Below are 25,766 nucleotides of genomic sequence, written 5' to 3'. Positions count from 1 at the left end.
GATCGGCTACCCGCACCCGCTCGTAGGCGGTGCAGGCCCGCTCGAAGGAGTCGATCGCGTGGTTGCCGGCGCCCTCGTTGTCGAGGAAGAGCCCGCTCTGGTTGAGCAGGTAGGCAGTGACCGGCGTGTTGGCATCCGGAGGCGCGTGGTCGGCCAGGGCGGCCGCCGCACCTGTCTACTGGTGACTTGACGAGCACGTCTTGGCATTCCAGAGATTCGCCCGTTAAATCTTTGGATGGCGAATTCCAAGATCCTCAAAACCTTTGATTACAGTGCCGGAGAGATGCCGGAGAACATCGTGATCCTCGCGGACGGCACGATCTGCGCGACGCTGCTGGTTGCGGGCACCGTCTGGTTGTCCAGCAGGGAGCAGGAACGGGTGACCCCGGAACAAGGAGACGCGATCGTTGTCGGGCTCGCCTCGGACGCCGATCATCGGCTCTACGCCGCGGTGCGCAGCGCGGCTGACGCCGTGGCGGGGATCTGGCGGCGCGACGCTCCCCATCGCTGGAGCCGATTCGCCACCGCGGAAACCCAGGCAGGACTCAACGGCATCACCTTTGCCGAAGACGGCACGCTGTTCGCTGCGGACTCCGTCAACGGCGAAATCCTCTGCTGTTCCCCCGGCGATGACACGCTGCGGCTCTGGCTCGTCGACGAGCGCCTGACACCGACGTCACCGGACGACGCAGTGTCATCCACCGGTGTGAACGGGCTCAAGGTCTGGGACGGCGCTCTGTGGGCGACCAACACAGCCCAGGGCAGCGTCCTGCGCATCAGTATCGATCAGGGACACCCGGGCGAGGTGACGCAGGTGTATGCCGGCATACCCGCCGACGACTTCGCCTTCGACACCTCAGGCACGCTGTATCTCGCCATCCACCCGCGCGACACCGTTCTGCGCATCACCCCACACGGCGACACAACTGTCCTCGCCACCGCAGCCGACGGCCTCGACGGCCCGAGCGCGATCGCCGTCACCAACGACGGACTCCTCGTGACCAGCCTGGGAATGCTCGGTTCAAGGCATACCCCCAACATCGTCCACCTCACCCTGGACGTGGCCGATCCCGCACTGCCCCGTCCGCGAATGCCCCACTGACGATCAGGACAGCGCGCTGCGCGCTGAACCGGCCGGGGACGTGGAACTACAGCGACCTCGGCTACGCCGTCCTCGGCCAGATGATCAGAGATGTGTCCGGCCGGGAGTACCACGATCACGGTCCTGTCCCCGCTCGGCATGACGGCCTCGCTGTCGGCCTGCGCGGCATCCCGGGCAGCCATCAGCTCGCTCAACGCGCGGGGACCGGTGCGGCTGCCACGCCTGGCCCGTTCGCCGGTGAGCAGGGCGGACAGGAACAGCGCGTACCCGGGCGTGTCACCAACCGGCGTTACCCACCGTCACCCATCGGTTGCCCGGAATGGCTCCCACGCGTCGCCGGACAAGACATCACCCACCTGGGCGAGAAGGAGTTGGCGCTGCTGCCGGCGGCGCGCTGGGCGAGCGCCCGTCGCCGGCGGGTGCCACCTCGCTGCGGCGAGCCGACGAGATGGCCAGGGCCGCCAGCAGCGCGGTCACGACAACCGCCATCGCGAGCGCGGTCCACGTGGCCGCGTCGGGGTGGACCAGCGACTGACCGCGCAGCGCCTGCCACGCCGTGATGGCGAACAGCGCGGTGTACCCCAGGATGACGACTCCGATCAGCTGGGCGCGCACACGTTCGCCGCACAGCCAGCCGATCCGGGCCGCGAGGGCGGTGAGAACCAGCACCGCGAGCACGTACACCTGTATGGAGTGCAAGCCGATGAAGTGCGGGACGCGCAGGTCGCCGCCTGTGGTGCTCCAGTTCGTGATCGGCATGCCGCCGCCGTCCGGTACTCCGACTCCGTGTCCGCCCACCAGCGGGACCGGATTGCCGTAGGCGTCCTTGACCGTGCGGGGTCCGGCCGACGAGGTCCACCCGGTGATGAAGGACGCCAGCGCCATGCCGAGGACGGCCAGCCCGAGCCCGGCGCGCAAGGCCCAGGTGAGTGCCGTGTCACCGATGCGCTGGAACAGCAGCATGATGGCGATGATCAGGCTCGCCCCGAACAGCCCGAAGACGCCGGTGGAGAAAATCTGCTGCCCGATCTGGGTGAACGGTTCTGTGCCGGCGTTGAAGTGGCTGTAGGTGCCGCGGGCGGCCTGCACCGCGATGAAGCCGACGTCGACCAGTCCGGCGACGGCGAAGACCGTTCCGATGGTCCACATCGTGCGCCGTGCCCGGCGCAGTTTCGGTATCAGCCAGGCGAGCGTTGCGCCGTACATGACGAACGACACCGCGAACTTCAGCGGCTTGGCCCAGACCGACTGCTGCAAGAGCTCGCGACCGTCGGCGAGGAGACCGACGCTCGCGACGACGACGAGCGCGGACATCGCCGCCACCATGATCATGAGCGGTCGATGCCACGACCGTACTTCGGCATACGAGATGGACAACTGGTCCCCCATCTGGTTCATGCGGCCTCCGATCCTGCGCCGTCCATGCTGGTGGAAGCTGTGCTGAGCCTCATGGGAGCGAACCAGCCTCGAGCCGGTGGAAAGAACCCCTGCACGAGCGGGCGGAACGCCAACTCGGCGGCGCCTGCCGCGGTGCGGGGGAGGAGCCCACGTGCCAGCACGTTCGGGTCCGCGTCGGGCGCGTCCGGATGCTGCTCATGGGGTGCCTGGCCGGCGGCCAACGTCTGCCATGCCGAGGCGCCCTCGCGGCGGCCGGCCGCCTGCTGGTCTGCGCCGTCTTCCTGCCTGACGGATGCGTACGGCGTATCCAATATCATGCGTACATGGTATCGAGACAGGTGGCTTTCCTGGGTATTCTGGGCGACAAAGTGAACTAGTACTGGGCGGATTGAACTAGTACACTCTCTGCTGGCAAGAACCTCACCGATGAATCGAGGGCCCTCATGGTGTCGTCAACGCGGCGACCGGAGCCGCCATACCGGCGGATCGTCGCGGAGTTCCGCGCCCGGATCCTGACCGGTGAGCTGCGGCCAGGCGATCGCATGCCCTCCATCCGGCAGATCGCCCAGCGACGGGGCGTCGCGGTCGCGACCGCGACCAAAGTGATGGCGGCTCTGCGCGACGAGGGGCTGGTCGAGGCGAAGGTCGGTTCCGGCACGGTGGTCAGCGCACGCGCGGGCCACAAAGAGCCGGCCGGCCCGGCCACCTCACCGAGACCGCGGCAGGCCGGCGTCCCCAAGCAGGCACTGAACCGCGAACAGGTTCTCCGCACCGCCATCGCGATCGCCGACAATGAGGGACTCGTTGCCGTGTCCATGCGGCGACTAGCGGCCGAGCTCGGAGCCGGTCCGATGTCGCTGTACCGGCACGTGGCCAATAAGGACGAACTGGTGACGCAGATGGTCGACGAAGCCTTCGGCGAACCAGAGCTCCCCATCCCCGGGCCGGAAGGGTGGCGAGCCAAGCTCGAACTGATCTCCCGCCGGCAATGGGAGCTGTGCCGGCGACACCTCTGGTTGCCCAGGGCCGTCTCGTTCACGCGCCCGTTGCTCGTGCCCAACATGATGGCCCACACCGAGTGGACCCTGCGCGCGCTCGACGGGCTCGGGCTGCCCATGACGACACGAATTCGAGAGGCACTCACGCTGCACGCACTGGTCGTCACCGTTGCTCTGTCCATGGCCGACGAAGTCGAAGCGGAGCAGGAGACCGGCGTGACGCTCACCGGATGGTGGCTCGCCCAGCGGAAACGGGCCGGCGAACTCCTCGACAGCGGACGATTCCCTCTGCTGGCCACGGTCCCCGAGGAAACGGTGTTGGATTTGGACGGACTGTTCGAGTACAGCCTTGCCCGCCATCTCGACGGTTTCGCCGCCTTGGTGCAGGATCAAGCCCGAATGCGGTCATGAGGCGCCGGCCGCCTAGATCATGACCGAGGTCCGGCGGCAACCCCGTGATTTCCATCAGTACTGTCATGCCGTCAGGATCGCCAAAGTGGCGAATTTCTCTCTGCCGTAGAGAAATCCTAGAAAGCCAGGGGGAGCCGTGATGCCAGCAGGACGTCCCTCTGAAGGCAAGCAGGAGCCGTATCCGGCGCGTGCGGAGTTTGCATCGACGGAATTGATGCTCCTCGCCGAGCCGGCTCCCCGCGCGCCTGGACGGCGTGCGGGGAGCCGGCAGGTTGGTCAGCTGGTGAACGATCTGGTCCCGCGACCCACCCAGGTGCCGCGCTCGCCCCAGTACGACCTGGCGGTCGCGCGGAGGGAGGTGTTCTCCGTGTACGAGTTGTTAAGGTATCTGCACGTGCCGCCCGAGTGACCGTAGTAGTTGTTCTTGTCGGTGATGGTGATCGAGTTGCCGCCGTTGATTGGAGTCAGCGTCACCGTCACCTGGCGGGCACCCTCGCTGTCGTACGCCCGCACGCAGAACTTGTTCGAGGCATCGGCGTAGGAGATCAGGCCATCGCTGACGTTCCACGAGAGCGAGCTGGCCATCGCGGGCTGCGCCATGGCAAAGCTCGACGCGACCAAGGCAGCGCCGACCACAGCGGTCTTGAGCAGATTCTTCATCATGCTTCCTTCCGTTTGGACGGGTCCTGATACCGCCCGAAAGGGAGCCTGGGTCAAGACCGAGTTCGACGACAGATCTTCTGAGCACAGTTCGCCGGCTGGTCGCGCAAACGTAGATCGCCGGCCGCCGGTTCGTCGAAAAACTAGCCGCCCACTAGCGGCCCATTAGCGGCCCACTAGCTGGTGCGCATGTCACTGGAATTGCGGTTTCAAGATTCGCTCATGGCCACCTCCGCGTTTTGACCGCGGGCGATGAGGGCGGCTTTCCCGGATCGACGCGGTGGGATCACGGTCAGCGGGCTGGGGTGTGGTTCGCGGCGCGGTCCAGGAGTTCGCCCACACAACGCCATCGACCTCACGCCCTACGCGCCCCGCACCGCCCCACCGGAACCGGATGAGGGCTTACCCGCCGCCCCTCCGCGTCATCGCCCGCTGCTCACGGGTCCGCTCCTGCCTCTTCGGTTGTCACGGGGATGGGCTCAGCTCGTGGGGATGCGCAGGGCTGAGCGGTGGGCCCAGGTGGCCCAGCGCCAGAGCCACTCCATGGGGCCCTGGCGGAAGCGGCGCAGCCAGAGGGTGGAGAACAGCCACTGGGCCGTGAGGATGGCTCCCGCGGCCTGGAACGCCGCCGACGACGATTGGCCGATCGGCAGGCCGAGGATGTGACTGGCCGCCAGAACGAGGAGTGTGGCGGTCAGATAGTTGGTCAGTGCCACCCGGCCCAGTGGCGCGAAGACGAACTGCAGCGCCGGTCGCAGCGGCGTTCTGAGCAGGATCAGCAGGACGCACACGTACACACCGGCGAGCAGCAGATCGGCCAGGGTGGACGTGAAAGACAGCTGCGTCGTGGCCCCCACGGCCCGCATGCTGGCCTGTACCCACAGGACAGAGGCCAGTCCCGCCGCGAAGACCAGGCCCAGCAGGACCGGCCCTCGGGTGGACCTCTCGATCTTCTCGATCACCCCGTAGCGGACCAGTGCCGAGCCCAGCAGGAACAGCCCGGCGATCAGCAAGGGCCCACCCCCGCCGATCACCGCCACCGTCACGAGCGCGGCGGAGAGGCCGGCCACGGCCCACCGCGGCAGCCAGGTCGAGGGCAGCAGCACCAGCACGCCGACGATGGCGTAGCGGGTCAGGACTTCGCCCGGCCACAGCAGCATATGCACGAGGCCGATCGCGAGCAGCGCCAGAAGCCGGCGCAGCAGGACCAGCCGTGGGCAGGGGACGCGGCTCGCGGCGGAGTCCAGCAGTAGCGAGAATCCGATGCCGAACAGCAGGGAGAAGATCGGGAGCCCGAGCCAGGGGTCCCAGTCTCCCATGGGCTGCGTCACGACGGCGGTGCCGTCGTTGGCTATCAGCTGGATGTTGGCGAGCAGGATCTCGCACAGCGTGAACCCGCGCAGGACGTCGAGCGCGGCGATACGCGGTCGGCCGGGGGAGGTCATCGCGGGGCCGCCCATGCCGTCGCCTCGGCACGGGTGGAGGGGACACCGGGACCGCCGGCCAGACCTTCGGCGTCCAGTCCTAGAGCGTGATCTTGAAAGCGCATGGGCCTCATCCTGCGGAAGCGGCCCGGTGCGGACATCGACCACAAGTTGGGTCTCGCGGTCTGCGACCGGTACTTTCGGCTGGTTCAGCGCGCAGGTGTCGGTCGCCTGGCGATCTTCGGTCGCCGGCTTCTGGAGTGGAACGGCCACAGGTCGCGATCCGCGCCGCTGGCAGATCTTCGTTCTCGCCGTTGCCCCAGCGGCGGCATCCGAGCCGATCAGGTCCTTCGCCCGGATGGCCAGTGACAGGAACAACGCGCTGTCGCCGAAGCTGGAGACGGCGTCCCGAGCAGCGGTCGGCGGAAACGCGAATCACGTATCAAGAGGTGCGTGGGGGGCTCCATGCAGAAAGATCCGTGCAGAGCTGGCGTCTCCGGGGACGAGCGACAGGTTCGAGAGCCGGGCGATGTATGGCTCGAGCAGCCTCATGAACTCTTTGCCGATCGCGTCGAGTTCCTCGGGGGTCAGGGGCACGCTGACACCTGAGACGAATGCCGCGTCCTGCCAGGCTTTCGCGGCGGACGTCCGGGCTTCGGTCCATGCGGCCATGCGGGCCGCCTCCCTCTCGATGAAGACCCTTTCCAGCTCCATCGCCGCCGGACCGCCTTCCGTCCTGGACCACTTCTGCTCGTGGTCGGTCAGCTGCCACAGCCGCTCCCGCTTGTCCTCTGAGGGCTCGGCCTCGGTGACGTAGCCGTACTTGGCGAGCTGGCGGAGGTGGAAGGAGCAAGACGCCTGGGAGGTGTCCAGGTGCTTTGCGCAGGTCGTGGCCGTCGCGGGGCCGATCCGCCCGAGCAGGTCGATCAGATCCAGCCGCAGCGGGTGCGCGAGAGCGCGAATGGCCCGCGGATCGGTGATGCGCATCTGTCAAAGATAGCTTTGACAGCAGATCGAAGTGTCAAAGCCTTCTTTGACACTTGACGATACGCTCCTTACGATCACACATGACCCATCGTCGGTCTTCCGGGGGAAGAGATGGATAGCCGGGCCACTCATGTGGAGGCAGGGCCGCATCGCATCAGCACCACCATCTTCGGCAGCGGAGAACCGGCCGTGATCATTGAGCCGGCATTCGGCGGAAACGCGGAATCCTGGCGAGAAGTGGCCGAGACCCTGGCCAAAGAGACCACGGTGGTGACCTATGACCGAGCGGCCTACGGCTCCAGCAGTCGGGCACTGGACAACAGGACACCAGGCGATATCGCGCGGAATCTTCATGAGGTTTTGGATGCGGCAGCCATCGCGCGCCCCGTCGTACTGGTCGGCCACTCTGCCGGCGGCGTGCATACCAGGGCGTTCACCGGACTCTATGACACGGAAGTCGCAGGCATGGTGCTGGTCGACTCCAGCACCGAGGGTCAGACGCAGATTCTTCGCGACTGCCTTCCCTGGCGGGACAGGCTTTTCGAGGCAGTGACCCTACCTCTCCTCATCGCTGTTTCCCGGAAGATCCGCAGCGGCGCCGACCGGCGGTCGATGATGCGCGAGCACCGGGCTCTGAAGCGGCTGACGGCGGCCGACCAGCCCCTGGCCAAGAGAGCACTGGGCAACAGACCTCTCATGGTGCTGACCCGCAGCCCGGGCAGTAGCGACGCGATCCCCGAGGACTGGCGCCGCTGGCACCGCCTCAACGCAAACTTGGCCCAACTGTCAGCCAACAGCCGACACATCATCGCCGATCGAGCCGGTCACTACATCCACGACGACGATCCCGGACTGGTCATCGCCGCGATCAAGGACGTCCTGCACAGCGTACGAACCGGAAACCAACTGGACGACGTCACGCCCACACGGACCGACCCGTCCACCACCGGATGAGCACACCGGCTGGAGCATGGTTTGCGGACCACTACTTGTAGGTTCATGCGGCGTGCTGGGCAGTCGCCTTCTCAACAGCCCGGATGGTTGCCAGGGATGTACGGCGAAGACGCAAGCCGCTTCCAGAGTCTTGGAAGCGGCCCCCCTTTCTGCATTGGTGAGTGACTAACTGAGTGACTAAGAGCCCCTAACAGAGCGCCTTTTGTTTGCGCTTTGATCTCTTACCGAGAAGCCGCAGAAGGCCCCGTCCTTTAGGGCGGCGATGAATGCGGTTCCCGATAGGGAATGGCCCGGCGGAGCCGGGACAGACCGGAGCGCGTAGCGCGGACCTGGGACCCGTCAGGATGGGCGGCGCTGCTGCTCGATGTACTGGCGGATGATCGACAGGGGAGCCCCGCCGCAGGAAGCGGCGAAGTAGGACGGCGACCAGAAATGCCCGTGCATGATGGCCCGGTTCACCCGCCCGGTGAACTCTTTGCGCAGGTAGTGCGAGGACACCCCCTTGAGGCTGTTGACCAGTTTGCTGATGGCGACCTTGGGCGGGTAGACGACGAGCAGGTGGACGTGGTCGTCCTCGCCGTTGAACTCGCGCAGTTCGGCCTCGAAGCTGTCGCACACCTCGATCATGATTTCCTCACAGCGGCGCAGCATCGCGTCGTCGAAGACGTTCCGCCGGTACTTTGTCACGAAGACCAGATGCACGTGGAGTGCGGAAACCACATGGCGGCCACGACGATATTCGAGTTCCGATGCCATAGACCGAATGATAATATGTTCGAGTCTCGGGGTTGGCGGGAAGGGGGTGGCCGGGGTGCGGTTGCGCTACAACTACCGGCTCTACCCCGACCCCGCCCAGCAGGCGGCGCTGGCCCGATTGTTCGGTTGTGTGCGGGTGGTGTGGAACGACGCCCTGGCGATGCGCAAGGCCGCCCGTAAAGCGGGCCTGCCGTGGGTCGGCGGGGGTGATCTGCAGAAGATCTGCATCACCGCGGCGAAGCGGACCCCGGAACGCCGGTGGCTGGGGGAGGTGTCGCCGGTCCCGCTGCAGCAGGCGATCCGGGATCTGGACCAGGCCTACCGGAACTTCTTCGACTCGGTCTCAGGCAAACGCAGGGGCCCACGGATCGGGTTGCCGACCTTCAAGTCCCGGCGTGATCATCGGCAGGCGGCCCGGTTCAACCGCAATGCGTTCAGCCTGCGCCCGAGCATCGGCCCGGCGGACGGCCCGGCGGGCAGCGCCGGGGCGGTGGGAGGGGCCGGGCGGCTGTATCTGGCGAAGATCGGCGACGTCGAGGTGCGCTGGTCGCGGCCGCTGCCCGCCATCCCGTCGAGCGTGACCGTGATCAAGGATGCGGCGGGCCGCTACTTCGCCTCGTTCGTGATCGAGGTGGAGGAGGCCGGGCAGGTGCTGCCTGAGGCCCTCACCCCGGACGGGGACCTGGCCGAGACCGGGATCGATCTGGGGCTGTCGGCGTACGCGGTCCTGGCCGACGGCACGAAGATCTCCAATCCGCGGTGGCTGCGCCGCCGGGAACGGAAACTGGCTCGCCTGCAGCGGGCCCTGTCACGCAAGCAGAAGGGATCGAAGAACCGGGACAAGGCACGGGCCGCACTTGCCCGCCAGCACGCCAAGGTCACCGACGCGCGCCGGGACTTCCTGCACCAGAGCACGACCCGGGTGATCCGTGAGAACCAAACGATCACCCTGGAATCGTTGGCGGTGCGGGCCCTGTCACGCGGACCACTGGCCAAAAGCGTGCACGATGCCGGGTGGGGGACCTTCATACGCATGGTGGAGGACAAGGGTGCCCGCTACGGGCGGGCCGTCACCAAGGTGAGCCGCTGGTTTGCCTCCACTAAGACCTGTCCGTGCTGCGGGTGGGTCAACACCGAGCTGACCTTGGCGGACCGGGAGTGGGACTGCCGGCAGTGCGGAGAGCATCACGACCGGGATGTCGCGGCGGCGTTGAACCTCCTCGCGGAGGGGATCCGGCTGCGCACCCTGCCAGGCGCCGACACGGGGATCGGCAGCGAGGTCGATCGTGAGCAGCAAGTGGCCGCCGGACTGGCGGACACTGGAAACGACTGTGGAGGGCAGGTAAGACCAGGCGAGGCAATTCCGACCCTGGCACAGCCCGAAAGCTACGGCGCTCAAGCGGCGTAGAGGAAGCAGTAAGGCTCCTGCGGTGACGTGGGGGAGTCCCCGGAGTTTACGCCGGGGAGGATGTCAATGCAAGGACTCTAGGCGGCGGCGGAGCAGGTCGAAGGCGGGTCTGTCCACCGACCGCTTTGTGTTGCTGAGCACGATGACGGCCACCTCCTTCTCCGGGTTGAATCCCACGAACGAGGAGAACCCACCTGTCATCCCGTTGTGCCAGATCTGGAGGCCACCTCCTTGCCGGCGGTGCAACCGCTGGCCCATCCAGCCCAGATGTATCCAGGCGAAGGGGTTGATCCGGTGCTCGACCTGACGGCTGAGCCGGATCGCCTCGGCGATCCCATTGGACTCGGGGGTCAATTGGGCCTGCACGAAGGTGACGAGATCCGCGGCCGTCGAGCGCAACCCGCCCGCTCCGGCCAGATCGGCCAGATGCCAAGCTGAGACAGGTCGCCGACGTCGGGTGTGCCCTTGGACGAGCCGGACCTCGCGATCGGCGATGCCGGTGTCGGCCAGCCCCAAAGGCGTGCAGATCTCCCGAACGACCAACGTCTCGTAGTCGGTACCGGTCCGGTGGGCGAGTGCCAGTCCCAGCAGGCCCGCACCGAGATTGGAGTAACGAAATCGGCGCCCGAGCGTGGCACCCAGCCGGGTGTTGGCCAGACCATGCAGCAGGAGGTCGGCCGTGCAGTCGGCGTACGGATCCGGTTTCGACGGGCGTAGCAATGCCGGGACGAGCATGCCTTTGGGCAGACGGGGCAGGCCCGACGTGTGGGTCGCCAACTGCCGAAGTGTGATCTCCTTACCGTCTCGCGACGGCACGCGCGTCCCTTCAGGCAGCAACGCGACCAGCGGCTCGTCGAGATCGACCGCGCCTGTCACGGCCAGTTGCGCCAGAGTCAGCGCCGTGAAGACCTTGGTCACCGAGCCGATCTCGAACAACGTGTCGGCACCAGGAGCACCTCCCGCTTGTCCGGAGCCCCGGATCTCCGTCGATTTTCCCGCCACAGCGGCGACTACCACGCCCATATGCCGTGCCGTGAGTTGACCAACGGTCTCCTCAACCAGACTGCTCAGATCCGTCATATCGGACAATCTATGAGACCGATAAACAGGGGTCGCTCCTGAGATATCTTCCTCGGAGATCCGTTGATCATTTTGCTGGCCGCTCTACGTGTCTTGAAGATCTCGTCCATGGCTTCGGCCGCCCTGCAGAAGGACGGGCCTGAGCTGCTTGCAGTAGACGGTTCTCAGTGACGCTGTGACACGCTCAAGGCCGCATCGCGGGGCTCCGCGCCGAACACTTGACAGCGCGTGTACGGTTCTCGAAGTGCCTGATCAGCATTCGCGACAGAGGTGATTCGCATGTCCTATCCCTCCCACGATGGCTATGATCGCCGCCCCAGATCGGCCAGGCCGACGGTCAAACCGGCGCGAGTGTGGGGAGGCGGCGTGGCCGCCGCCGTGGTGGCCGCACTGATCGTGGTGGTCGGAGTCATGATCAGCAAGAGGATCCTGGGCATCCGTGTCCTCACTCCCGACGGGGCTTCCGCGTACGGCAGCGCGGCGACCACGGGATATGCGATCTCGGCCGCCGCTGCCGCGCTTGTCGCGACGCTGCTGCTCTATATCCTCATGGTGTCGACACCGGAGCCGGCCAAGTTCTTCGGCTGGATCGCCGGGCTCTTCACCGTCCTCATCACGATCCTGCCGTTCATGCACTCTGCCGACCTCATCGAGCAGATCGCCACGGCCGCCATCAACCTCATCATCGGCATCGCCATCCTCTCGCTCCTGGCGTCGATCGGGCGCACGGCCCTTGAGGAAGTGCCGGATCCGCAGCCGTACCCGTACGAGCAGCCCGGCGGGTATGACGCCCGGGGATACGAACAGCGCGGATACGAGCGGCCTCGTGAGCACGAGCAGCGCGGATACCAGCGCCGAGACTACGGTCCGTACGACTGAGCGGGACCTCTCTGCCGTTGTCCCTCGCCTACTGCGTCACCTTCATCCGCCTCACCGACTGAGTGAGCCCCTGCGGGGCGGGCCGCACCCCGTCCCGCCCCGCATTCGTTGGGTAGGCGTCGGCGGGGCCGACCATGCCGAGCACCAGGAGCGGTACGGCGATGAGTTTCGGCACCATTCCGGTAAGGGAGCACCCAACCGATCACCGCGACACCGTTGGGGATGTCGATCGCGGAGGCGCCCGTCAATCGCACTCTGCGGGGTCACCCGTGGCGGACCGCGGCAGCAGATCGTCGTTCTGGTCATCGCGTAGGGGATACCTGACGAGGGCGGGGTGTCCTCGGGGGAACGCCCCGTCATTGCGGAAGCTGCCGGGATCCCGTCCGATCATCTGGATCGGACGTGATTTCCCGGTTTCCGGGTGCCAGGTCGAGCGGGCCGGACTCAGACGAGGAGCGGGGCGAGGTGGTTGGTTCGCGTTCCCTCGGAGGAGGTCAGGTAGCCGCGCAGCCGCCCCGCGATGGTGTCCAGTTCGCCGGACAGCGCGTACGCCGGGCCGTACAGGGCAGGAGGGCGGGGAGGTTTGGATGACCGACTCCCCCGCGCCGGCGCTGGAGCTCCCGCGGCGACAGGTGCTCGCTGACGATGTGTACGACGTGTTGCGAGAGATGCTGCTCAGCGGGCATATCCCGCACGGCAGCCGGGTCAAGATCGACGCTCTGGCGGCGCAGCTCAAGATCTCCAACACGCCGATCCGTCAGGCCCTGGGGCGGCTGGAGGCCGACGGCCTGGTCGGCAAGCATCCCTACCGCGGCTTCGTGGCCGCTGATCTGCCCGACCGCAAGACGATCTCCGACCTCTACGAGTGCAGGCTGCTGCTCGAGCCTCCCACGGCCGCCCGCGCCGCCCAGGAGTTCCGCACGGAGGACCAGGCGTTCCTGCGCCGGCAGGTCGACGTGCCCGGCGGCGACCTCACCCTGCTGGCCAAGGCCGACGAACTGCTGCACGGCAAACTCGCCGAGATGTCCGGGAACCTGGTCGTGACCGAAACGCTGGAGCGGTTGTTCGTCCATTCCCGCGCTTTCCGGATCTTCTACGCCCGGGAAGGCGCCGCCGAGCTCACGCGGGACGAGCACGAGTCCATCCTGCGGGCAGTCGTGGCGGGCGACGGCCCGGCTGCGGCGGACGCGATGACCGCCCACCTGCGGTCGGCGGGGGAGCGAATGCTCGCATCACTGCCGTGAGGGTCGCGACCGCCGACGCGCTTCGTCTCAGTTCAGCTACTCGCACGTGGTAGCCAACTGCTCCGTTCGGCATTCTCACGCGACCGCGCCGACCTGAGCTTCTCTCTGGAGACTTCGTTGCCGGTCGAGCGTCCCTGCCCGCGGGTGCGCACGGGCAGGGACGTTGATCAACGATGGTTCAGCACTTCACCCAGTGGCCGGGTGAGGTCTGCTTGATGGAGCTGGTGGTGAGGGTGTTCCACAGGCCGAGGTGCTGGTTGGAGCCCGTGGCGTAGGTCCGGCCCCACATGGCGTATGCGCGCAGCGCCATGGTGTGGGCGACGTTGTGGGCGGTCACGCATTCCAGGCTCGGGGGAGTGGTCGGGGTCGGAGTCGGGTCGGTTCCGCCGGGAGCGCCGCCGAGGGCGGTGACCATGTTCATGATGGCAGTGATCTGCTTGCCGCCCTTCTGGGCGTACTGTGTGTCGCTCCCGTAGGCCCACCAGTTGAAGCAGCCGCGAGGGTTGAGGATGGGGAAGGAGCTCTCCTTGGCCTGCGGATAGAGCACGATCATGTTGTTGGTGTCGGCGTACTCGTTGAGGTTCGCCTGGTCCATGAACGTATCGCCGATCAGGCCGTAGTACTGGTAGCAGCCGTGCAGCGCGACCATGAGCTTGCACGGGCCGGACTCGCAGGCCGGGGGCACGTAGGCGAATCCGTCGGTGCCCATGCTGATCGCACTGGCACTGCTCCCGGGGGCGTAGCCGTTCTGGTCGAACCGGATCAGCTTGCCGCCCAGGGTGGTGGCGGGCGCGTTCACGCTGCCGAGCAGGTGGCCGAGCATCTCCTCTTGCGGGTCGATTCCGCAGTTGTTGACGTACGGCGAGGCAGTCAAGGAGCAGGAGACGGTGCCGAGAGGGCTGACCCAGCCGTGTCCGGCGTTGGTGGAGGTGTTGTAGGCGACGTCCGCGCCGAAGTCGCGGTAGTAGGTGGCCAGATCGTCGTTGACGGCCCGCACCACGGTCTGGTCGTTCGAGCCGTGCAGCAGCCACACCGGGTCACCGCGCAGGTTCTCGACCGGGTCGACAGTGCCCGCGGCAGCCCGGTCCCGGGTCATCCGCTCCAGCTCGGCCGGGGTCTTGCGGCGCATGTTCGTCTTCATGCAGGCGTTCTGGGCGATGGTGGCCATGGAGTCGTCACCGTCGGCGCAGCCGTAGGGGCCCGCTGTCATGATGCCGGCGCCCTTGAAGACGCTGGAGTGGGCGACGTGGAGCTGGTTGGCCATGTAACCGCCGGCGGAGACGCCGGAGACGTACGTTCCGCTGATCTCATACCGCTTCAGCGGACCTTGGGTGGGCGACGGGACGTCCGAGTGCGCGACGGGCGCCGTCATGGATACCAGTCCGACCGCCGCAAGGATTGCCAGGAGTTGCTGTTTCAGGTGCATGTGTGCCTCCTGCGGGAGGGGTGAGTTACTGTAACCGTGAAGAATGAACGTGTGGTTATCCATGTGATTCACAACCATATTTTCAAGTTGTGAGATGGTTCAGCACACCATGTTCAGACGGCGGCTACGAGCAGAAAGTAACGCGCCGCGCGGATCCGATCATGTCCACGGATGTGGTGAATGAATCGATCTCGCGTTATCCTGTTTTCGCAGGCAGGGAGGGCTATAATAGGACGAGCCCTCCGGCGTGGGGAGTGAGTGCGGCTCCCGCCCCAACTACCTCATGGAAGCGTGGAACCGGAGAATACTCAGAGATCGTCACCCTTGCCTGCAGAGGCGCACATGAGAGGTCAAGGCTGCATCGGAACCAGTTGAATTCGCTGCCTTGTCGCATCTGGCAGAGCAGATAAGTTGGCGATTCTGGCTCAGTGAATTCCCGGGAGCCCGAGAAGTGCTGGCTGATCTTCACGTCAGACGATATTCCAGCGATCAGCGAATCACAGAGGTCCGGGAACAGCTCGTGGTGCCATTGGATTGGAGCGTTTGATCGCAAATCCAGCCGTGGAGCGACGAAATACGCAAACAACTTCGCCGACTTCGGTGCTCACCGTATGCGGCTGCGGCAATCGACCGCCACGGAACGACTTCGTCGGTCCTTGCCACCGGCTGAGATGGCTGATCGAGTGTGCCGGGAGCGGAGATCGTCCAGAGCCGATCGAGAGGCGGCGGGTGCGAGGGGCCTGCGAGCCGACGCTCGCAGGCCGCTCAGACAGGGACACTCCTTGAGGGGACGTATCGGAATGAATGCCGATCATGGCGTACGGGGCCGACAAATTCGGGCCGGTGCCGCGGGAAGTATGAATCAGGTGGATGCCCGGCCTCGGCTGTAGCGCCGACAATGGGCCCATGACCGGATGGGAAGCGGCCAAGCAGCGGCTGTACGACGTGTTCAGACACGTGCCGAAACCTGAGCGCATGAACGGCTGTCCACACTGCGTCGAGCCGGACGAGGAGTTGTGCCTGCTGGCCGGGCCGGTCGGGTTGGTGCGGCCTGAGGCGCTGGCCCGTTACGCCGCCAAGGCCCTCACCACCTGGGGCGGTGTCGGCGAATTCCGCTACTTTCTGCCCCGCCTGCTCGAATGCGGGGCAACGGACGCCTTCGGGTATCCCGATCCCGAGATCGTCTTCGGCAAGCTCGCCGCCGCCGGTTGGCAGACTTGGCCGATTGAGGAGCGTGATGTCATAGAGGGGTTTCTGAATGAGTGGTGGCACGAGACGCTGCGCCACTACCCTGTGCGCCCCCCGATCGACACAGTGATTTGCGCCCTATCCGCCACCGGCATGGATCTGGCGCCCTGCCTCAGTGTCTGGAGCAGGCTCGACACCGACGCCCTGATCAACCACCTGTACGACTTCGTCATGACGGGCCTGTCGGGCGGACGTCTGACCAACGCCTTCTGGAACCGCCGCAGCCCCGCCTACCATCAGGTCCTGACCTGGCTTACCGGCGGGACCGCTGCCGTCGCCGTCGAGGCGGCCTTCGCCGGACACTCACAAGAGCCCATGCTCGAACGGCTCGCCAGTGTCCAACCCGCCCTTGTTCCATCTCAAGGCAACGTCGATGGCGCACCTTAACGGCCCCTACGCGACCTGGCTCTCTCGGGCGACCGAGACCGCCGACTTGTGCTGATCGAGCCGGTGTATGACTTTCAAGGGGACCAGGCCTCTCAGCTGTTCGGAGCCTGGACTGCTCTTCGTTTGACAGATGTTAAATGAGCGCTTGTTGAAATGCAGGACGGGGAGGTGAAGCACAGCTTTGGGGTAGTGGGTCGCCGGATTCGCTGTGCGGCGGACAACGGCCTATGGCGTGCGCCGGCTCCGTCTGGCACGCCCTGCCCAGCGTTAGCATCGAAGTGGGCTGAGGTCGTGACGATCGCTCACTGTGGTGCGCGCCTCAAGAGCCGGGGCGATCGCTGCCGCGACCCGAATCGTCGGCCTTGCCACCGGGGCTTCTCATGTTGCTCGCGGATGTCATTGACCGGGTGGCTGGCAGGTCGTGCAGTTGCTCGGCCAGTTGCCACTGCGAACCTGTACTTCCGCGGCCACCTCCCGCACCGACCGGCCGTCAGTGTCGACGCGCAGATCGCCTGCCCCGGCGCGGTCGAGCGCCTTGGCCTCGCGTGCCGCACGTTCGGCGACGCGGTGCAGGGCGGCCGAGCCCAGCCCTTTCACCTCGTCACCCGGCACCGCCGGCCCCCCTCCCCGGCCGCGCTGCGCGACGCGCTCGGCCGGCGTTGCGGGTCTGGCGTGCAGACGGCACACGGTAATTGCGGTTCCAGGCAGCAGCTCGGCGTAGCCGCGGACGGTGTCGTCGGAGTCGGCCTCCCCGGAGACGATCAGGCACCGGGCTCCAACCGCGCGATATCCCGCCCAGATGGCCGCGAGATTGCGTGCCTTGAGGCGGTGACCGGCCGCGTCGTCGTCCGCGGCGGGACGCAGTGCGCCTATCTGCTTCACATCGACATAGGCGGCTCGTACGCCGGTCCGCAGGACCTGAGTGAAGACCTCGTAGCCGACCGTCGATTTCCCGACCGCCGTGGCACCGGAGAACCACAGCACGGAAGCGGAGAGATCGATCTGTGGTGCTGGCGGGTGGCTCTGCCGGTTGACGTCGGCGGGTAGGGAGCACGGCCATCCACCAGCCAGCTCGCGGACCAGCCGGGCCGCCTCGGGCACGGTCAAGCCGTCGGTATCCATGCACACGTCGGCGTAGTCGCTACGGTCCAGTGCCTCCGCCTCGGCGACGGCCTCCTCCACCAGATCCGGACGCCAACCCCGCGCGAGGAACCGTTCCTTGAGCTCAGCGCGATCGACGCGCAGCCGGCACAACGTGAGTGTGGCGCCGGGAAGGAGGGCCGTGTACTCACGAACCTCCCCGGGGGTGTCGACAAAGCCCGCGAGGACCAGGCATCGCACCCCTTGTCGCCGGAAGTTTGGCCACATCGCAGCCAGATTCCGCGCTCGGATGTGATGGGTGCCGCACTCCGGCACGGGGTAGCACAAGCTGATCTGGGCCGTGTCGACGAACGCCGTCTTGACACCACTGCGACTCAGCTGCGCGAACACCTCCCAGCCGATCGAGGACTTCCCGACACCCGAGGGCCCGGACAGCCACGCGCCGCAAGGTCAGCTCGCCGCCTGGGGTGCGCTGGTTGAAAACATTTGTCGAATGTGTTTTTATAGACACATCGAGCCGGAGCGAACCGGCCCCTCTCCTTCGAGGAGCAACCATGAAGCTGACCCAGGCCGCCGCTGCGACGTTCGGTCTCAACGAGGAGTCCTGGAAGCGGCACGCCAACGCCTGGAGCGTGTGGACCCGGATGGTGGGCGTCCTGCCGATCCTGGCGCCGATCTACTTCCGGCAGGAGCTGGGCTGGTGGGCGCTGGCCCCGATCGCGGCCGGAGTGGTGTGGATGTGGATCAACCCGCACGCGTTCAAGCCGGTCTACCAGCCCCGCAGCTGGGCGGAGAAGGGCATCTACGGCGAGAAGATGTACGCCGCCGACCGGTCGCTGGCCGCCGAGGCGCACCGGCCGGCGATCCGCTGGCTGATCGCGATGGCCGGCGTCGGCCTGGCGATCATGGTGTACGGGCTGGTCCGGATCGAGGCATGGCCGTCGGTGTTCGGACTGTCGCTGATCTTCATCTCGCAGCTATGGCAGATCGACCGCTTCGTAGCCATCTACGAGGAGGGCCTGCGCCGCACCGCCGCACCCGAGAGCGGCGCTGCGACCAAGTGATTGCGCCCGTGGCCCGGGGATGCGCTCCGGCCACGAGCCTCCCCTACTGAAAGTGAGACAAGACCCGTCATGCACACGCCTGAAACGTCGCACCCGCGCCGCTGGTGGATCCTGGGTGCGCTCTGCTTGAGTCTGCTCGTCCTGGTGATCGACAACACCATCCTTAACCTGGCCATTCCCTCGCTGATGCGCGAGCTCGGCGCATCCCCGCCGGACATTCAGTGGATCATCAGCTCCTACACGCTCGCCTTCGCCGGGCTGCTGCTGACCGCGGGCGGGCTGGCGGACCGCTACGGCCGCAGGCGCATGCTGATCAGTGGCCTGGTCATATTCGCGCTGGCCTCCCTACTGGCCGCCCTGGCGGCGACACCCGCGATCCTGATCGCCGCGCGGGCGTTGATGGGGGTCGGCGCCGCGCTGGTCATGCCCGCCACCCTGTCCATCCTCATCACCGTGTTCGACGAGACCGAACGGCGTAAGGCGATCGCGGCCTGGAGCACGGTCTCCCTGGCCGGGATCCTGGCCGGGCCGTCGCTGGGCGGCCTGCTGCTGGAGCACTTCTGGTGGGGATCGGTGTTCCTGGTCAACGTGCCCGTCGCCGTCCTGGCGATCACGGCCGCCGTGCTGCTGATGCCCGAGTCCACCGGTGCGGGCGGCCGGATCGACCTGCCCGGCGCCGTGCTGTGCACCACCGGGATGGTGGCCGTGGTCTACGCGGTCATCACCGGCTCCGACCGCGGCTGGGACAGCCCGGCCACCATCGGCATCGGCGCGCTCGGACTCGTGCTCATGGCTGCCTTCACGGTCTGGGAACTGCGCACGCCCACCCCGATGCTGCCGCTGCGCATCTTCGGCGACCGCACCTTTGCCGGCGGCACCCTCTCGGTGATGCTGCTGGCCTTCGCCGCCGCGGGCCTGATGCTGGCGCTCGCCCAGTACGTGCAGTTGGTGGCCGGCTACGAGGTACTGCAGGCCGGAATGGCGCTGCTGCCGTTCGCCGCCTCCTCGGCGGCGTTCAACATGGCCGGGGCCACGCTGGGCCGCCGCGTCAGCAACCGCACCATGGTCACCGTCGGCATGCTGATCACCGCAGGAGGGTTCACTCTGCTGAGCTCGCTGGCTCCGGCGGACGGCTACTTGCTGCTGGGCGCTGCGCTGGCGGTGATGGGCATGGGCGCCGGACTGGCCACCCCGGCTGCGGTCACCGCGCTGATGAGCGCGATCCCGCCGAAGGACGCCGGCGTGGGATCGGCGATGAACAGCACCATCTCCCAGGCCGGCAGCGCCCTGGGCATCGCCGTGCTGGGCAGCGCGTTGACTGCGGAATACCACTCCCGCCTGCCCGCCGGCCTGCCCGCCGCCCACGAATCCCTGGCCGGCGCCATCGCCACCGGCGACATTGCGATCATCTCCGCCGCCCGGACGGCGTTCACCGGATCCATGTCGTTCGTCATGCTGGTCGGCGCCGCGCTGGCCACCTGCGCCGCGGTGGTGGCCTTCACCCTGCTGCGCCCGCGCCCTGGACCCGTCGCACCGAGCCCCGCCGACCAGCAGTCCGCCCCGCAGGCCGGATTCGTGCAGGAGCGAGGTTGACCCAAGCGTCCCGCTCATGCCCGGCGGCGCAGCATTTGCTATGACCTCGTGAAACCATATGAACGAACTGTTCGTACAAGAAGGGTCCCCGATGCCGCCCGCGTTCTCCGCCGAAGAAAAGGCCCGCATCACCGCGCTCCTGCTGGAGACCGGCCAGCGGCTGTTCATCAGCCAAGGGCTGCGCAAGACCTCGCTGGAGGAGCTGATGGCCCCCACTGGGGTCGCCAAGAGCAGCTTCTATGTCTTCTTCGACTCCAAGGAGGCGCTGTATCTGGAACTGATGCTGCGCCAAAACGGCGAGGTCAAGCGCAGGGTCATCGACGCCGCTCTGCTCAGCACGGACGATGCCCGCGAAGGGCTGCGCCGCTTCCTGCACGCCACCCTCGCCGAGCTGGCGGACAACCCGCTGTGGAGCCGTCTCATGACCCACCCCGAGGAGATGCAGGCGGTGGCACGCAAGCTCGATCGGGCCCACCTCAACGCCACGGCCGACAACCCGGGCACCGCGTTGAGCGAGTTCGTCACCGCCAAGCGGGAGCAGGGAGAGCTGATCGATGCCGACCCCGCAGTGCTCATCGGTGTGCTGCAGTGCGTGCTGCTGGTACCGATGTTCGCCGAACGCCTCGGCGACTCCGCCCTCCACCCCAAGATCCTCGATCTGCTCATCGACTTCGTCACCGCAGGCCTGACCAGCCAGAAGGAATGATCGACGTACTCACGTGGGTTGAGCCGGCCGTGATGGCGGGGCGTCAACGGGGCTCGTAGCCGCCTGGCGATGACGAGGTTCTCCAGACTGTCCACGAATGCACCTCATACCGGCAACATGCCCGCACGCTGCGGGGTTTCTGGACCTACGATCATCAGGCTGAGCGGCCCGACGGGCGTTCCACGTAGGTACCTAGGGTCTTCGGAATAGGTACCTATATGGGGAGTTCTCACCTCACCTCGCGGTGGCTCACTAAGGCACTCTCGTGTTGTGAGCAAATGACGCTCACCGTAAGCGAAGACCGAGGAAGACACCATGTGCCAGCATCAGCCCCACACTCCGCCGATGGATGACCTCCATGGCGAGGGCGCGGGCCTGCCGCTCGAGCAGGAACGGGATCTGCTGAGCGATGCCGTGGTGTCTTTCGATGAGACAAGTGAGCGTGTGCCGGACGGACGGGTGGCACGGGGGGAGTGTGGCATGAGGGGACTTTCGCGGAGCAGGACCTTGACTGAAGTGAGCGGCCACGACTCCGTGGCAGGCCGGAAGGCCTCGTGGTGGCTGTCGGCCGACTTCGGCTCGGTGCGCGAGGCGCGTCGGCTGACCCGTGAGACGCTGACCGAGTGGGGCTTCGGGGACCAGATAGAGGCCGCCGAGCTGCTGGTCAGCGAATTGGTCGGCAATGCGCTGGACCACGCGCACGGGCAGGTTCTGCTCAGCTTCTCCGCTGAGGACGGGCTGCTGCGTTGCGAGGTGGAGGATGAGGACCCCGAGCTGCCGCGCATGCAGACCGTCGATGAGGATTCGGAGAGCGGGCGCGGGCTGTTCCTGGTCGACATGCTCTCCTGCTGCTGGGGCGGTGCTCCCACGCCGCGCGGCAAGGCCATCTGGTTCGAACTGCCGGCATTCGCCGACGCCGACGTCGAGTCCCTGGACGCGCTGGTGCCGATCGCCGCCTGAGCCCTGAGCTTTCCCGACCCCTGAGCTTTCCCGACCCCCCACACGGGACGCCGGAGCTGAACTGGTCACCCCCTCCCTGGTTCGGCTCCGGCGTCCTGGCATCTCCGGCAGCAGGTCAGCGGACCGCGCGGCCGGAGCGGCCTGCCTGATCGCAAGTCCCCGCTGCTACGTTGCGGGCATTCGGCTCGAAGGCCGGATGAGGATCCCGGCAATCAGCTGCAGCTGGTCGAGCTGCGCTTCGAGGGTCGGGGCCGCGATGCGGCACACGATGTGCTCCGCGCCTGCCTCCGCGTAGCGGGCAAGTGCGGCGGCCACCCTCTCGGCGGAGCCCGTGACGATGGCTTGGATCTTCCGCACTCTCTGGGACGGCAGGCCGTACGTGTCCCGGCAGTAGGCATCGAGTTGCCGCTCGCCACGGTCCACGTCCTCGGTGACCAGCACCGTGATGAACAGCGCCGGGGTGATCGCGCCGCTGGGGCGTCCGGCTGACCCTGCCGCGTGTCGTATCGAAGCGAGACCCGCACGATAGTCGGCGGCGTCGGGTGGGTACGGCAGCCACCCGTCGTAGAGCCGCCCCGTGCGCTCCAGCGCTGACGGGGTCGCCCCGGCCAGCCAGATCGGCGGCCCGCCGGGCCGATAGCAGGGCGTGGACTCGGGCAGCTCGCCGAAGCGCAGCTCCTCCCCTTGGAACGCGCGCTCGCCCGCCCAAAGCGCCCGCCACAGGGCGACCGTGTCGTCCAGCCGCGCGAAGCGACGCCGCCACGGCACCTCCGACAGCGCGTACTCGATCTCCGAGCGGCCGGGGAAGCCCGCGCCCACGGTGACCACCAGCCGTCCGGCCGACAGGTGGTCGATGGAGGCCAGCTCCTGCGCGGACGTGACCGGGCGGCGGAAGGCAGGCAGCAGCGCCGCGGTGCCGAGCACGACGCGCCGGGTCACCGGCGCGAGGGCGGAGAGCATGGCCAGCGGCTCGATGCGCGCGCCCAGCAGGGTGTCATTGACCCAGACCGAGTCGTAGCCGAGCCGCTCGGCCTGGATGCCGAAGTCGACCAGGCCGCGCGCGTCGCTCCACTGACTCTGGTTGGTGGGGAGCAGAACCCCCAGTCGCGTGTCCATGATCCTCATCGTTCTCATGCCACGGAATATCGGCAATTCCCTCGACGGAATAGACGGGGTTGGCATGCTGGGCATGTGGACTTCCCCCATACCTTGCGCGCGACGCGCCAGCGCCGCCGCCTGAGCCAGCTCGACCTCGCCCTGCGTGCGGGCACCACCCAGCGCCACCTCAGCTTCATCGAGAGCGGCCGCTCGCGGCCGGGTCGCACGATGGTGGTACGGCTGGGGGAGTCGATGGAGCTGCCGCTCAGGGAACGCAACGAGCTCCTGCTCGCGGCCGGGTACGCCCCCGTCTACCCGCAGACCCCGCTCGACGACCCGAGCCTGGAGCACGTACGCGCCGCGCTGCGGCACATCCTGACCGGGCACCTGCCCTACCCGGCGATCGTCGTGGACGCCCACCACGACCTGGTGCTCGCCAACGACGCGTTCGACCTGCTCACCGAGGGTGTCGCCGAGCACCTGCTGCGCCCGCCGGTCAACGTGCTGCGCCTCTCGCTGCACCCGGAGGGACTGGCGCCGCGGATCGTCAACCTGGCCCAGTGGGCGCAGCACATCTTCGACCGCATGCCGCAAGACGCGCTTCACGAGGAGCTGTCCGGCTATGTCCCGAGCGCCGCGCCGGGGCCCGACCACGTAGGGTTCGCCACGCCCCTGCACCTGCGCTCGTCGCGCGGTGAGCTGCGGCTGACCACCACGATCACGACGTTCGCGACCGCGCTCGACGTGACCGTGGCGGAGCTGAAGCTGGAGGCCTTCCTGCCCGCCGATCAGGCCACGGCGGCGCTGCTGGCAGGTCAGCCGGGGAACTGGTAATCGGTGACGATCCGGCCGTGCTCGTCGAGGACGAGCATTTCCAGGCCACCGCCCACCGCCTCACCGCCGCCGACCGGCACCATCTGCCAGCCGAACTTGACGACGTCGTTCAACCGGACGGCGTCGTCCCGCGGTGTGAACGTGAATTCCCCTGGGGCGACGAACTCCTCATAACTGCGGGCCACCCGGACTTCGATCGCATCGTGACCACGGGCTTCGAGCGTTGTGGACTCGAAACCGAGCCTCGCGGCGATCTCCCGGATCTCCTGGGGTGGCTGGAGGACGTGCACGCCGCCCTCCGCCCACAACTCCCGAATGGCCTTGCGGCGCAGCTCGAGGTCCGGCTCGCACCACAAGGCGACGTAGCGGCCGGCAAGGTCCTGGACATTGAGGTCTGTCATTGCTTCTCCTTGGCTGGTAGTCGCCTCCAGATCATGTTCAGTGGCCCACAGGCGAACAATTCCCTGAAGGGAATGACCGGCCGTTGAGGCGTTTCCTCGGGCGGGACTTCGCGGTTCCAGGGTTCTGAGGCCGCCGGAGGGCCCACTTCTCAGCCGCGGTTAACGAAAGCCCAAGATCTCTTCAATGCCCGCCGTCGACTGTTGACGCCAAGACCACATTGACGGGCAGGGCGCCGGAGTCCGTGGAGCGGGTGGTCGACCCCGGATGAAGGAACCCCATGAACCAGCTGATGATCATAGCCGCCGACCTCGTCGCCATCGCCGTGCTGACCTTCTGCGTCTACTTCCCGCGCCACCACCGCCGGGACCTGGTGGTCGCCTTTCTCGGCGTGAACGTCGGCGTGCTCGCGGTGTCCATGGTGCTCAGCTCGTCGACGGTGGGACTGGGTCTTGGGCTCGGCCTCTTCGGGGTCCTGTCCATCATCAGGCTGCGCTCGGACGAGATCGCCCAGCATGAGATCGCCTACTACTTCTCGGCTCTCGCCATCGGCCTGCTCGCCGGGCTGCCGGGATCGGTGAGCGTGCTCACCGCCGGGCTGATGCTGCTGATCACCGCCGCGCTCTATGTCGGTGACCACCCCCGGCTGTTCCGCCGCTACCGGCAGCAGACCGTACGCCTCGACGTCGCGCACACCGACGAGGACGCCCTGCGCTCGCAGCTGGAAGTGCTGCTCAACGGCCGGGTCGTCAACCTGTCGATCAAGCAGCTCGACCTGGTCAACGACACCACCCTGGTCGAGGTCCGCTACGTGGCCGGCCAGGCGCAGGTGCCGCAGGAGCTCGCACCCAAGATCGGGCAGGAGACCCGGGCGTGATCACTGTGGACGCGGTGATCGACATGCTGAGCCCGATCGGGCTGGACGAGCTGGTGGAGCGGGCCTCGCTGCTGACCCGGCTGGACCGCAAGTACATCCTGCCGATGGCCGACCTGCCGATCGTGCTCGGCGGCCTGGCGGACGACGTCAAGGTGCTCGAGATCGACCGGCGCCGCGAGTTCGGGTACCGGTCCGTCTACTTCGACACTCCGGATCTGGACGGCTACCTGGCCGCCGCGCGTCGCCGGCGCCGCCGGTTCAAGCTCAGGATCCGCAGCTACCTCGACTCCGACCGGCATTTCCTCGAGGTCAAGACGCGCGGCCGGCGAGGCGTCACGATCAAGAACCGGATCCCGTACGCCGGCGACCATGGACGACTCGGGCCCGACGCCCGGGCGTACGCCCGCACGGTGCTCGCCGAGGCCCGGATTCACACCGGTCCGCTCCGGTTCGTGCCCGTGCTGACCACGTGCTACCGGCGTACCACGCTGTACGTCCCCGGCACCGCCAGCCGGGTGACCATCGACACCGGGCTCACCTGGGCCCTGCCCGACGGCGCCACCATCGAGACTCCGGATCACGCCATCGTCGAGACCAAGTCGGCCCGGGCCGCCTCGGAGGTCGACCGGCTGCTCTGGTCGCTGAAGCACCGGCCCCGCCAGGTGTCGAAGTACGGCACCGGGCTGGCGGCGCTACGGCCTGACCTGCCCTCGAACCGCTGGCATCCCCTGCTGCGGCACCACTTTCACACCACGACCGACGGGATATGACC

26 protein-coding genes and 1 pseudogene are annotated in these 25,766 nt (G+C 67.1%); 15 read left to right on the top strand and 12 right to left on the bottom strand.

Annotation, left to right across the window (positions count from 1 at the left end; genetic code table 11):
• Positions 1-235 precede the first annotated feature (235 nt).
• Positions 236-1,102 (top strand): SMP-30/gluconolactonase/LRE family protein, encoded by an 867-nt coding sequence (locus tag EJK15_RS13405; protein ID WP_138710715.1) that lies wholly within the window; start codon positions 236-238, stop codon positions 1,100-1,102.
• Positions 1,103-1,450: 348 nt separating this feature from the next.
• On the opposite strand, the gene EJK15_RS13400 is transcribed toward EJK15_RS13405, so the two are convergent.
• Positions 1,451-2,500 carry a hypothetical protein gene (locus tag EJK15_RS13400; protein ID WP_206060827.1) on the bottom strand — a complete coding sequence of 350 codons (1,050 nt, stop codon included), beginning with the start codon at positions 2,498-2,500 and terminating at the stop codon, positions 1,451-1,453.
• A complete protein-coding gene (locus EJK15_RS13395) occupies positions 2,497-2,817 on the bottom strand; it encodes a hypothetical protein (RefSeq protein ID WP_138710714.1) in 321 nt (106 codons plus the stop codon). The genes EJK15_RS13400 and EJK15_RS13395 overlap by 4 nt, the downstream gene beginning before the upstream one ends.
• Before the next feature lie 126 nt (positions 2,818-2,943).
• On the opposite strand from EJK15_RS13395, the gene EJK15_RS13390 reads away from it, so the two are divergent.
• Positions 2,944-3,909, top strand: coding sequence for a TetR/AcrR family transcriptional regulator C-terminal domain-containing protein (locus EJK15_RS13390; RefSeq protein WP_138710713.1), 966 nt, complete (start codon positions 2,944-2,946; stop codon positions 3,907-3,909).
• A gap of 276 nt (positions 3,910-4,185) precedes the next feature.
• Here EJK15_RS13390 and EJK15_RS13385 read toward each other — a convergent pair whose 3' ends face one another.
• The 3 genes from EJK15_RS13385 to EJK15_RS13375 all read right to left on the bottom strand — a co-directional run bounded on the left by EJK15_RS13385 (position 4,186) and on the right by EJK15_RS13375 (position 6,980).
• Positions 4,186-4,572 carry a hypothetical protein gene (locus EJK15_RS13385; RefSeq protein ID WP_138710712.1) on the bottom strand — a complete coding sequence of 129 codons (387 nt, stop codon included), beginning with the start codon at positions 4,570-4,572 and terminating at the stop codon, positions 4,186-4,188.
• 476 nt (positions 4,573-5,048) lie between these two features.
• A complete protein-coding gene (locus tag EJK15_RS13380) occupies positions 5,049-6,029 on the bottom strand; it encodes a DUF418 domain-containing protein (RefSeq protein WP_138710711.1) in 981 nt (326 codons plus the stop codon).
• Between the two features lie 399 nt (positions 6,030-6,428).
• Positions 6,429-6,980 (bottom strand): ArsR/SmtB family transcription factor, encoded by a 552-nt coding sequence (locus EJK15_RS13375; protein ID WP_138710710.1) that lies wholly within the window; start codon positions 6,978-6,980, stop codon positions 6,429-6,431.
• 111 nt (positions 6,981-7,091) lie between these two features.
• Here EJK15_RS13375 and EJK15_RS13370 point away from each other — a divergent pair, with 111 nt between their 5' ends.
• Entirely contained in the window at positions 7,092-7,934 is an 843-nt protein-coding gene (locus EJK15_RS13370; protein WP_138710709.1) for an alpha/beta fold hydrolase, read from the top strand.
• Between the two features lie 339 nt (positions 7,935-8,273).
• On the opposite strand, the gene tnpA is transcribed toward EJK15_RS13370, so the two are convergent.
• Complete coding sequence (tnpA, locus tag EJK15_RS13365; protein WP_138710708.1) at positions 8,274-8,690, bottom strand: IS200/IS605 family transposase; 417 nt, start codon at positions 8,688-8,690, stop codon at positions 8,274-8,276.
• Between the two features lie 55 nt (positions 8,691-8,745).
• Here tnpA and EJK15_RS13360 point away from each other — a divergent pair, with 55 nt between their 5' ends.
• On the top strand, positions 8,746-10,098 hold the full coding sequence (locus EJK15_RS13360; protein WP_138710707.1) for an RNA-guided endonuclease InsQ/TnpB family protein: 1,353 nt from the start codon (positions 8,746-8,748) through the stop codon (positions 10,096-10,098).
• Positions 10,099-10,161: 63 nt separating this feature from the next.
• Here the strand turns inward: EJK15_RS13360 and EJK15_RS13355 are convergent, their stop codons facing one another.
• Positions 10,162-11,178 (bottom strand): serine hydrolase domain-containing protein, encoded by a 1,017-nt coding sequence (locus EJK15_RS13355; RefSeq protein ID WP_138710706.1) that lies wholly within the window; start codon positions 11,176-11,178, stop codon positions 10,162-10,164.
• Between the two features lie 279 nt (positions 11,179-11,457).
• Here EJK15_RS13355 and EJK15_RS13350 point away from each other — a divergent pair, with 279 nt between their 5' ends.
• Positions 11,458-12,057: a DUF6069 family protein gene (locus EJK15_RS13350; RefSeq protein ID WP_138710705.1), complete on the top strand. Its 600-nt coding sequence runs from the start codon at positions 11,458-11,460 to the stop codon at positions 12,055-12,057.
• 28 nt (positions 12,058-12,085) lie between these two features.
• On the opposite strand, the gene EJK15_RS70520 is transcribed toward EJK15_RS13350, so the two are convergent.
• A complete protein-coding gene (locus EJK15_RS70520) occupies positions 12,086-12,235 on the bottom strand; it encodes a hypothetical protein (protein ID WP_171074278.1) in 150 nt (49 codons plus the stop codon).
• 409 nt (positions 12,236-12,644) lie between these two features.
• Here EJK15_RS70520 and EJK15_RS70515 point away from each other — a divergent pair, with 409 nt between their 5' ends.
• Positions 12,645-13,301: a GntR family transcriptional regulator gene (locus tag EJK15_RS70515; protein ID WP_171074277.1), complete on the top strand. Its 657-nt coding sequence runs from the start codon at positions 12,645-12,647 to the stop codon at positions 13,299-13,301.
• Between the two features lie 178 nt (positions 13,302-13,479).
• Here the strand turns inward: EJK15_RS70515 and EJK15_RS13340 are convergent, their stop codons facing one another.
• Positions 13,480-14,727 (bottom strand): extracellular catalytic domain type 2 short-chain-length polyhydroxyalkanoate depolymerase, encoded by a 1,248-nt coding sequence (locus tag EJK15_RS13340; RefSeq protein WP_171074276.1) that lies wholly within the window; start codon positions 14,725-14,727, stop codon positions 13,480-13,482.
• Between the two features lie 906 nt (positions 14,728-15,633).
• Here EJK15_RS13340 and EJK15_RS13335 point away from each other — a divergent pair.
• Entirely contained in the window at positions 15,634-16,362 is a 729-nt protein-coding gene (locus EJK15_RS13335) for a hypothetical protein (protein WP_138710702.1), read from the top strand.
• Between the two features lie 396 nt (positions 16,363-16,758).
• Here EJK15_RS13335 and EJK15_RS13330 read toward each other — a convergent pair whose 3' ends face one another.
• Positions 16,759-17,853 (bottom strand): hypothetical protein, encoded by a 1,095-nt coding sequence (locus tag EJK15_RS13330; RefSeq protein WP_138710701.1) that lies wholly within the window; start codon positions 17,851-17,853, stop codon positions 16,759-16,761.
• Between the two features lie 164 nt (positions 17,854-18,017).
• On the opposite strand from EJK15_RS13330, the gene EJK15_RS13325 reads away from it, so the two are divergent.
• The 5 genes and pseudogenes from EJK15_RS13325 (at position 18,018) to EJK15_RS13310 (ending at position 21,786) form a co-directional block, all read left to right on the top strand.
• On the top strand, positions 18,018-18,527 hold the full coding sequence (locus tag EJK15_RS13325) for a DUF6653 family protein (protein ID WP_138710700.1): 510 nt from the start codon (positions 18,018-18,020) through the stop codon (positions 18,525-18,527).
• Between the two features lie 69 nt (positions 18,528-18,596).
• A complete protein-coding gene (locus EJK15_RS13320) occupies positions 18,597-20,120 on the top strand; it encodes an MFS transporter (protein ID WP_138710699.1) in 1,524 nt (507 codons plus the stop codon).
• Positions 20,121-20,178: 58 nt separating this feature from the next.
• Complete coding sequence (locus EJK15_RS13315) at positions 20,179-20,826, top strand: TetR/AcrR family transcriptional regulator (protein WP_240776942.1); 648 nt, start codon at positions 20,179-20,181, stop codon at positions 20,824-20,826.
• Between the two features lie 315 nt (positions 20,827-21,141).
• A pseudogene (locus tag EJK15_RS77505) lies at positions 21,142-21,279 on the top strand (DUF5999 family protein); the annotation flags it as partial.
• A 63-nt stretch (positions 21,280-21,342) separates the two neighbouring features.
• Positions 21,343-21,786, top strand: a complete 444-nt coding sequence (locus EJK15_RS13310; RefSeq protein WP_240776951.1) for an ATP-binding protein — start codon at positions 21,343-21,345, stop codon at positions 21,784-21,786.
• Positions 21,787-21,951: 165 nt separating this feature from the next.
• Here EJK15_RS13310 and EJK15_RS13305 read toward each other — a convergent pair whose 3' ends face one another.
• Entirely contained in the window at positions 21,952-22,902 is a 951-nt protein-coding gene (locus EJK15_RS13305; RefSeq protein ID WP_138710697.1) for an LLM class flavin-dependent oxidoreductase, read from the bottom strand.
• 75 nt (positions 22,903-22,977) lie between these two features.
• Between EJK15_RS13305 and EJK15_RS13300 the strand changes: the two genes are divergently transcribed.
• The gene (locus EJK15_RS13300) at positions 22,978-23,718 is read left to right on the top strand and encodes a helix-turn-helix domain-containing protein (protein ID WP_138710696.1); all 741 of its coding nucleotides are present in this window, start codon (positions 22,978-22,980) and stop codon (positions 23,716-23,718) included.
• Here EJK15_RS13300 and EJK15_RS13295 read toward each other — a convergent pair.
• Positions 23,700-24,119, bottom strand: coding sequence for a hypothetical protein (locus EJK15_RS13295; protein WP_138710695.1), 420 nt, complete (start codon positions 24,117-24,119; stop codon positions 23,700-23,702). The two genes, EJK15_RS13300 and EJK15_RS13295, sit on opposite strands and share 19 nt — an antisense overlap.
• Before the next feature lie 278 nt (positions 24,120-24,397).
• Here EJK15_RS13295 and EJK15_RS13290 point away from each other — a divergent pair, with 278 nt between their 5' ends.
• Positions 24,398-24,994, top strand: a complete 597-nt coding sequence (locus EJK15_RS13290) for a DUF4956 domain-containing protein (protein ID WP_138710694.1) — start codon at positions 24,398-24,400, stop codon at positions 24,992-24,994.
• Complete coding sequence (locus tag EJK15_RS13285) at positions 24,991-25,764, top strand: polyphosphate polymerase domain-containing protein (RefSeq protein WP_206060826.1); 774 nt, start codon at positions 24,991-24,993, stop codon at positions 25,762-25,764. The genes EJK15_RS13290 and EJK15_RS13285 overlap by 4 nt, the downstream gene beginning before the upstream one ends.
• Positions 25,765-25,766: the final 2 nt, after the last annotated feature.

It is taken from the genome of Nonomuraea basaltis, assembly GCF_005893125.1.
Lineage (GTDB): Bacteria > Actinomycetota > Actinomycetes > Streptosporangiales > Streptosporangiaceae > Nonomuraea > Nonomuraea basaltis.
Note: the sequence above shows the minus strand (reverse complement) of the source record. Positions and strands in the feature narration are given on the sequence as shown.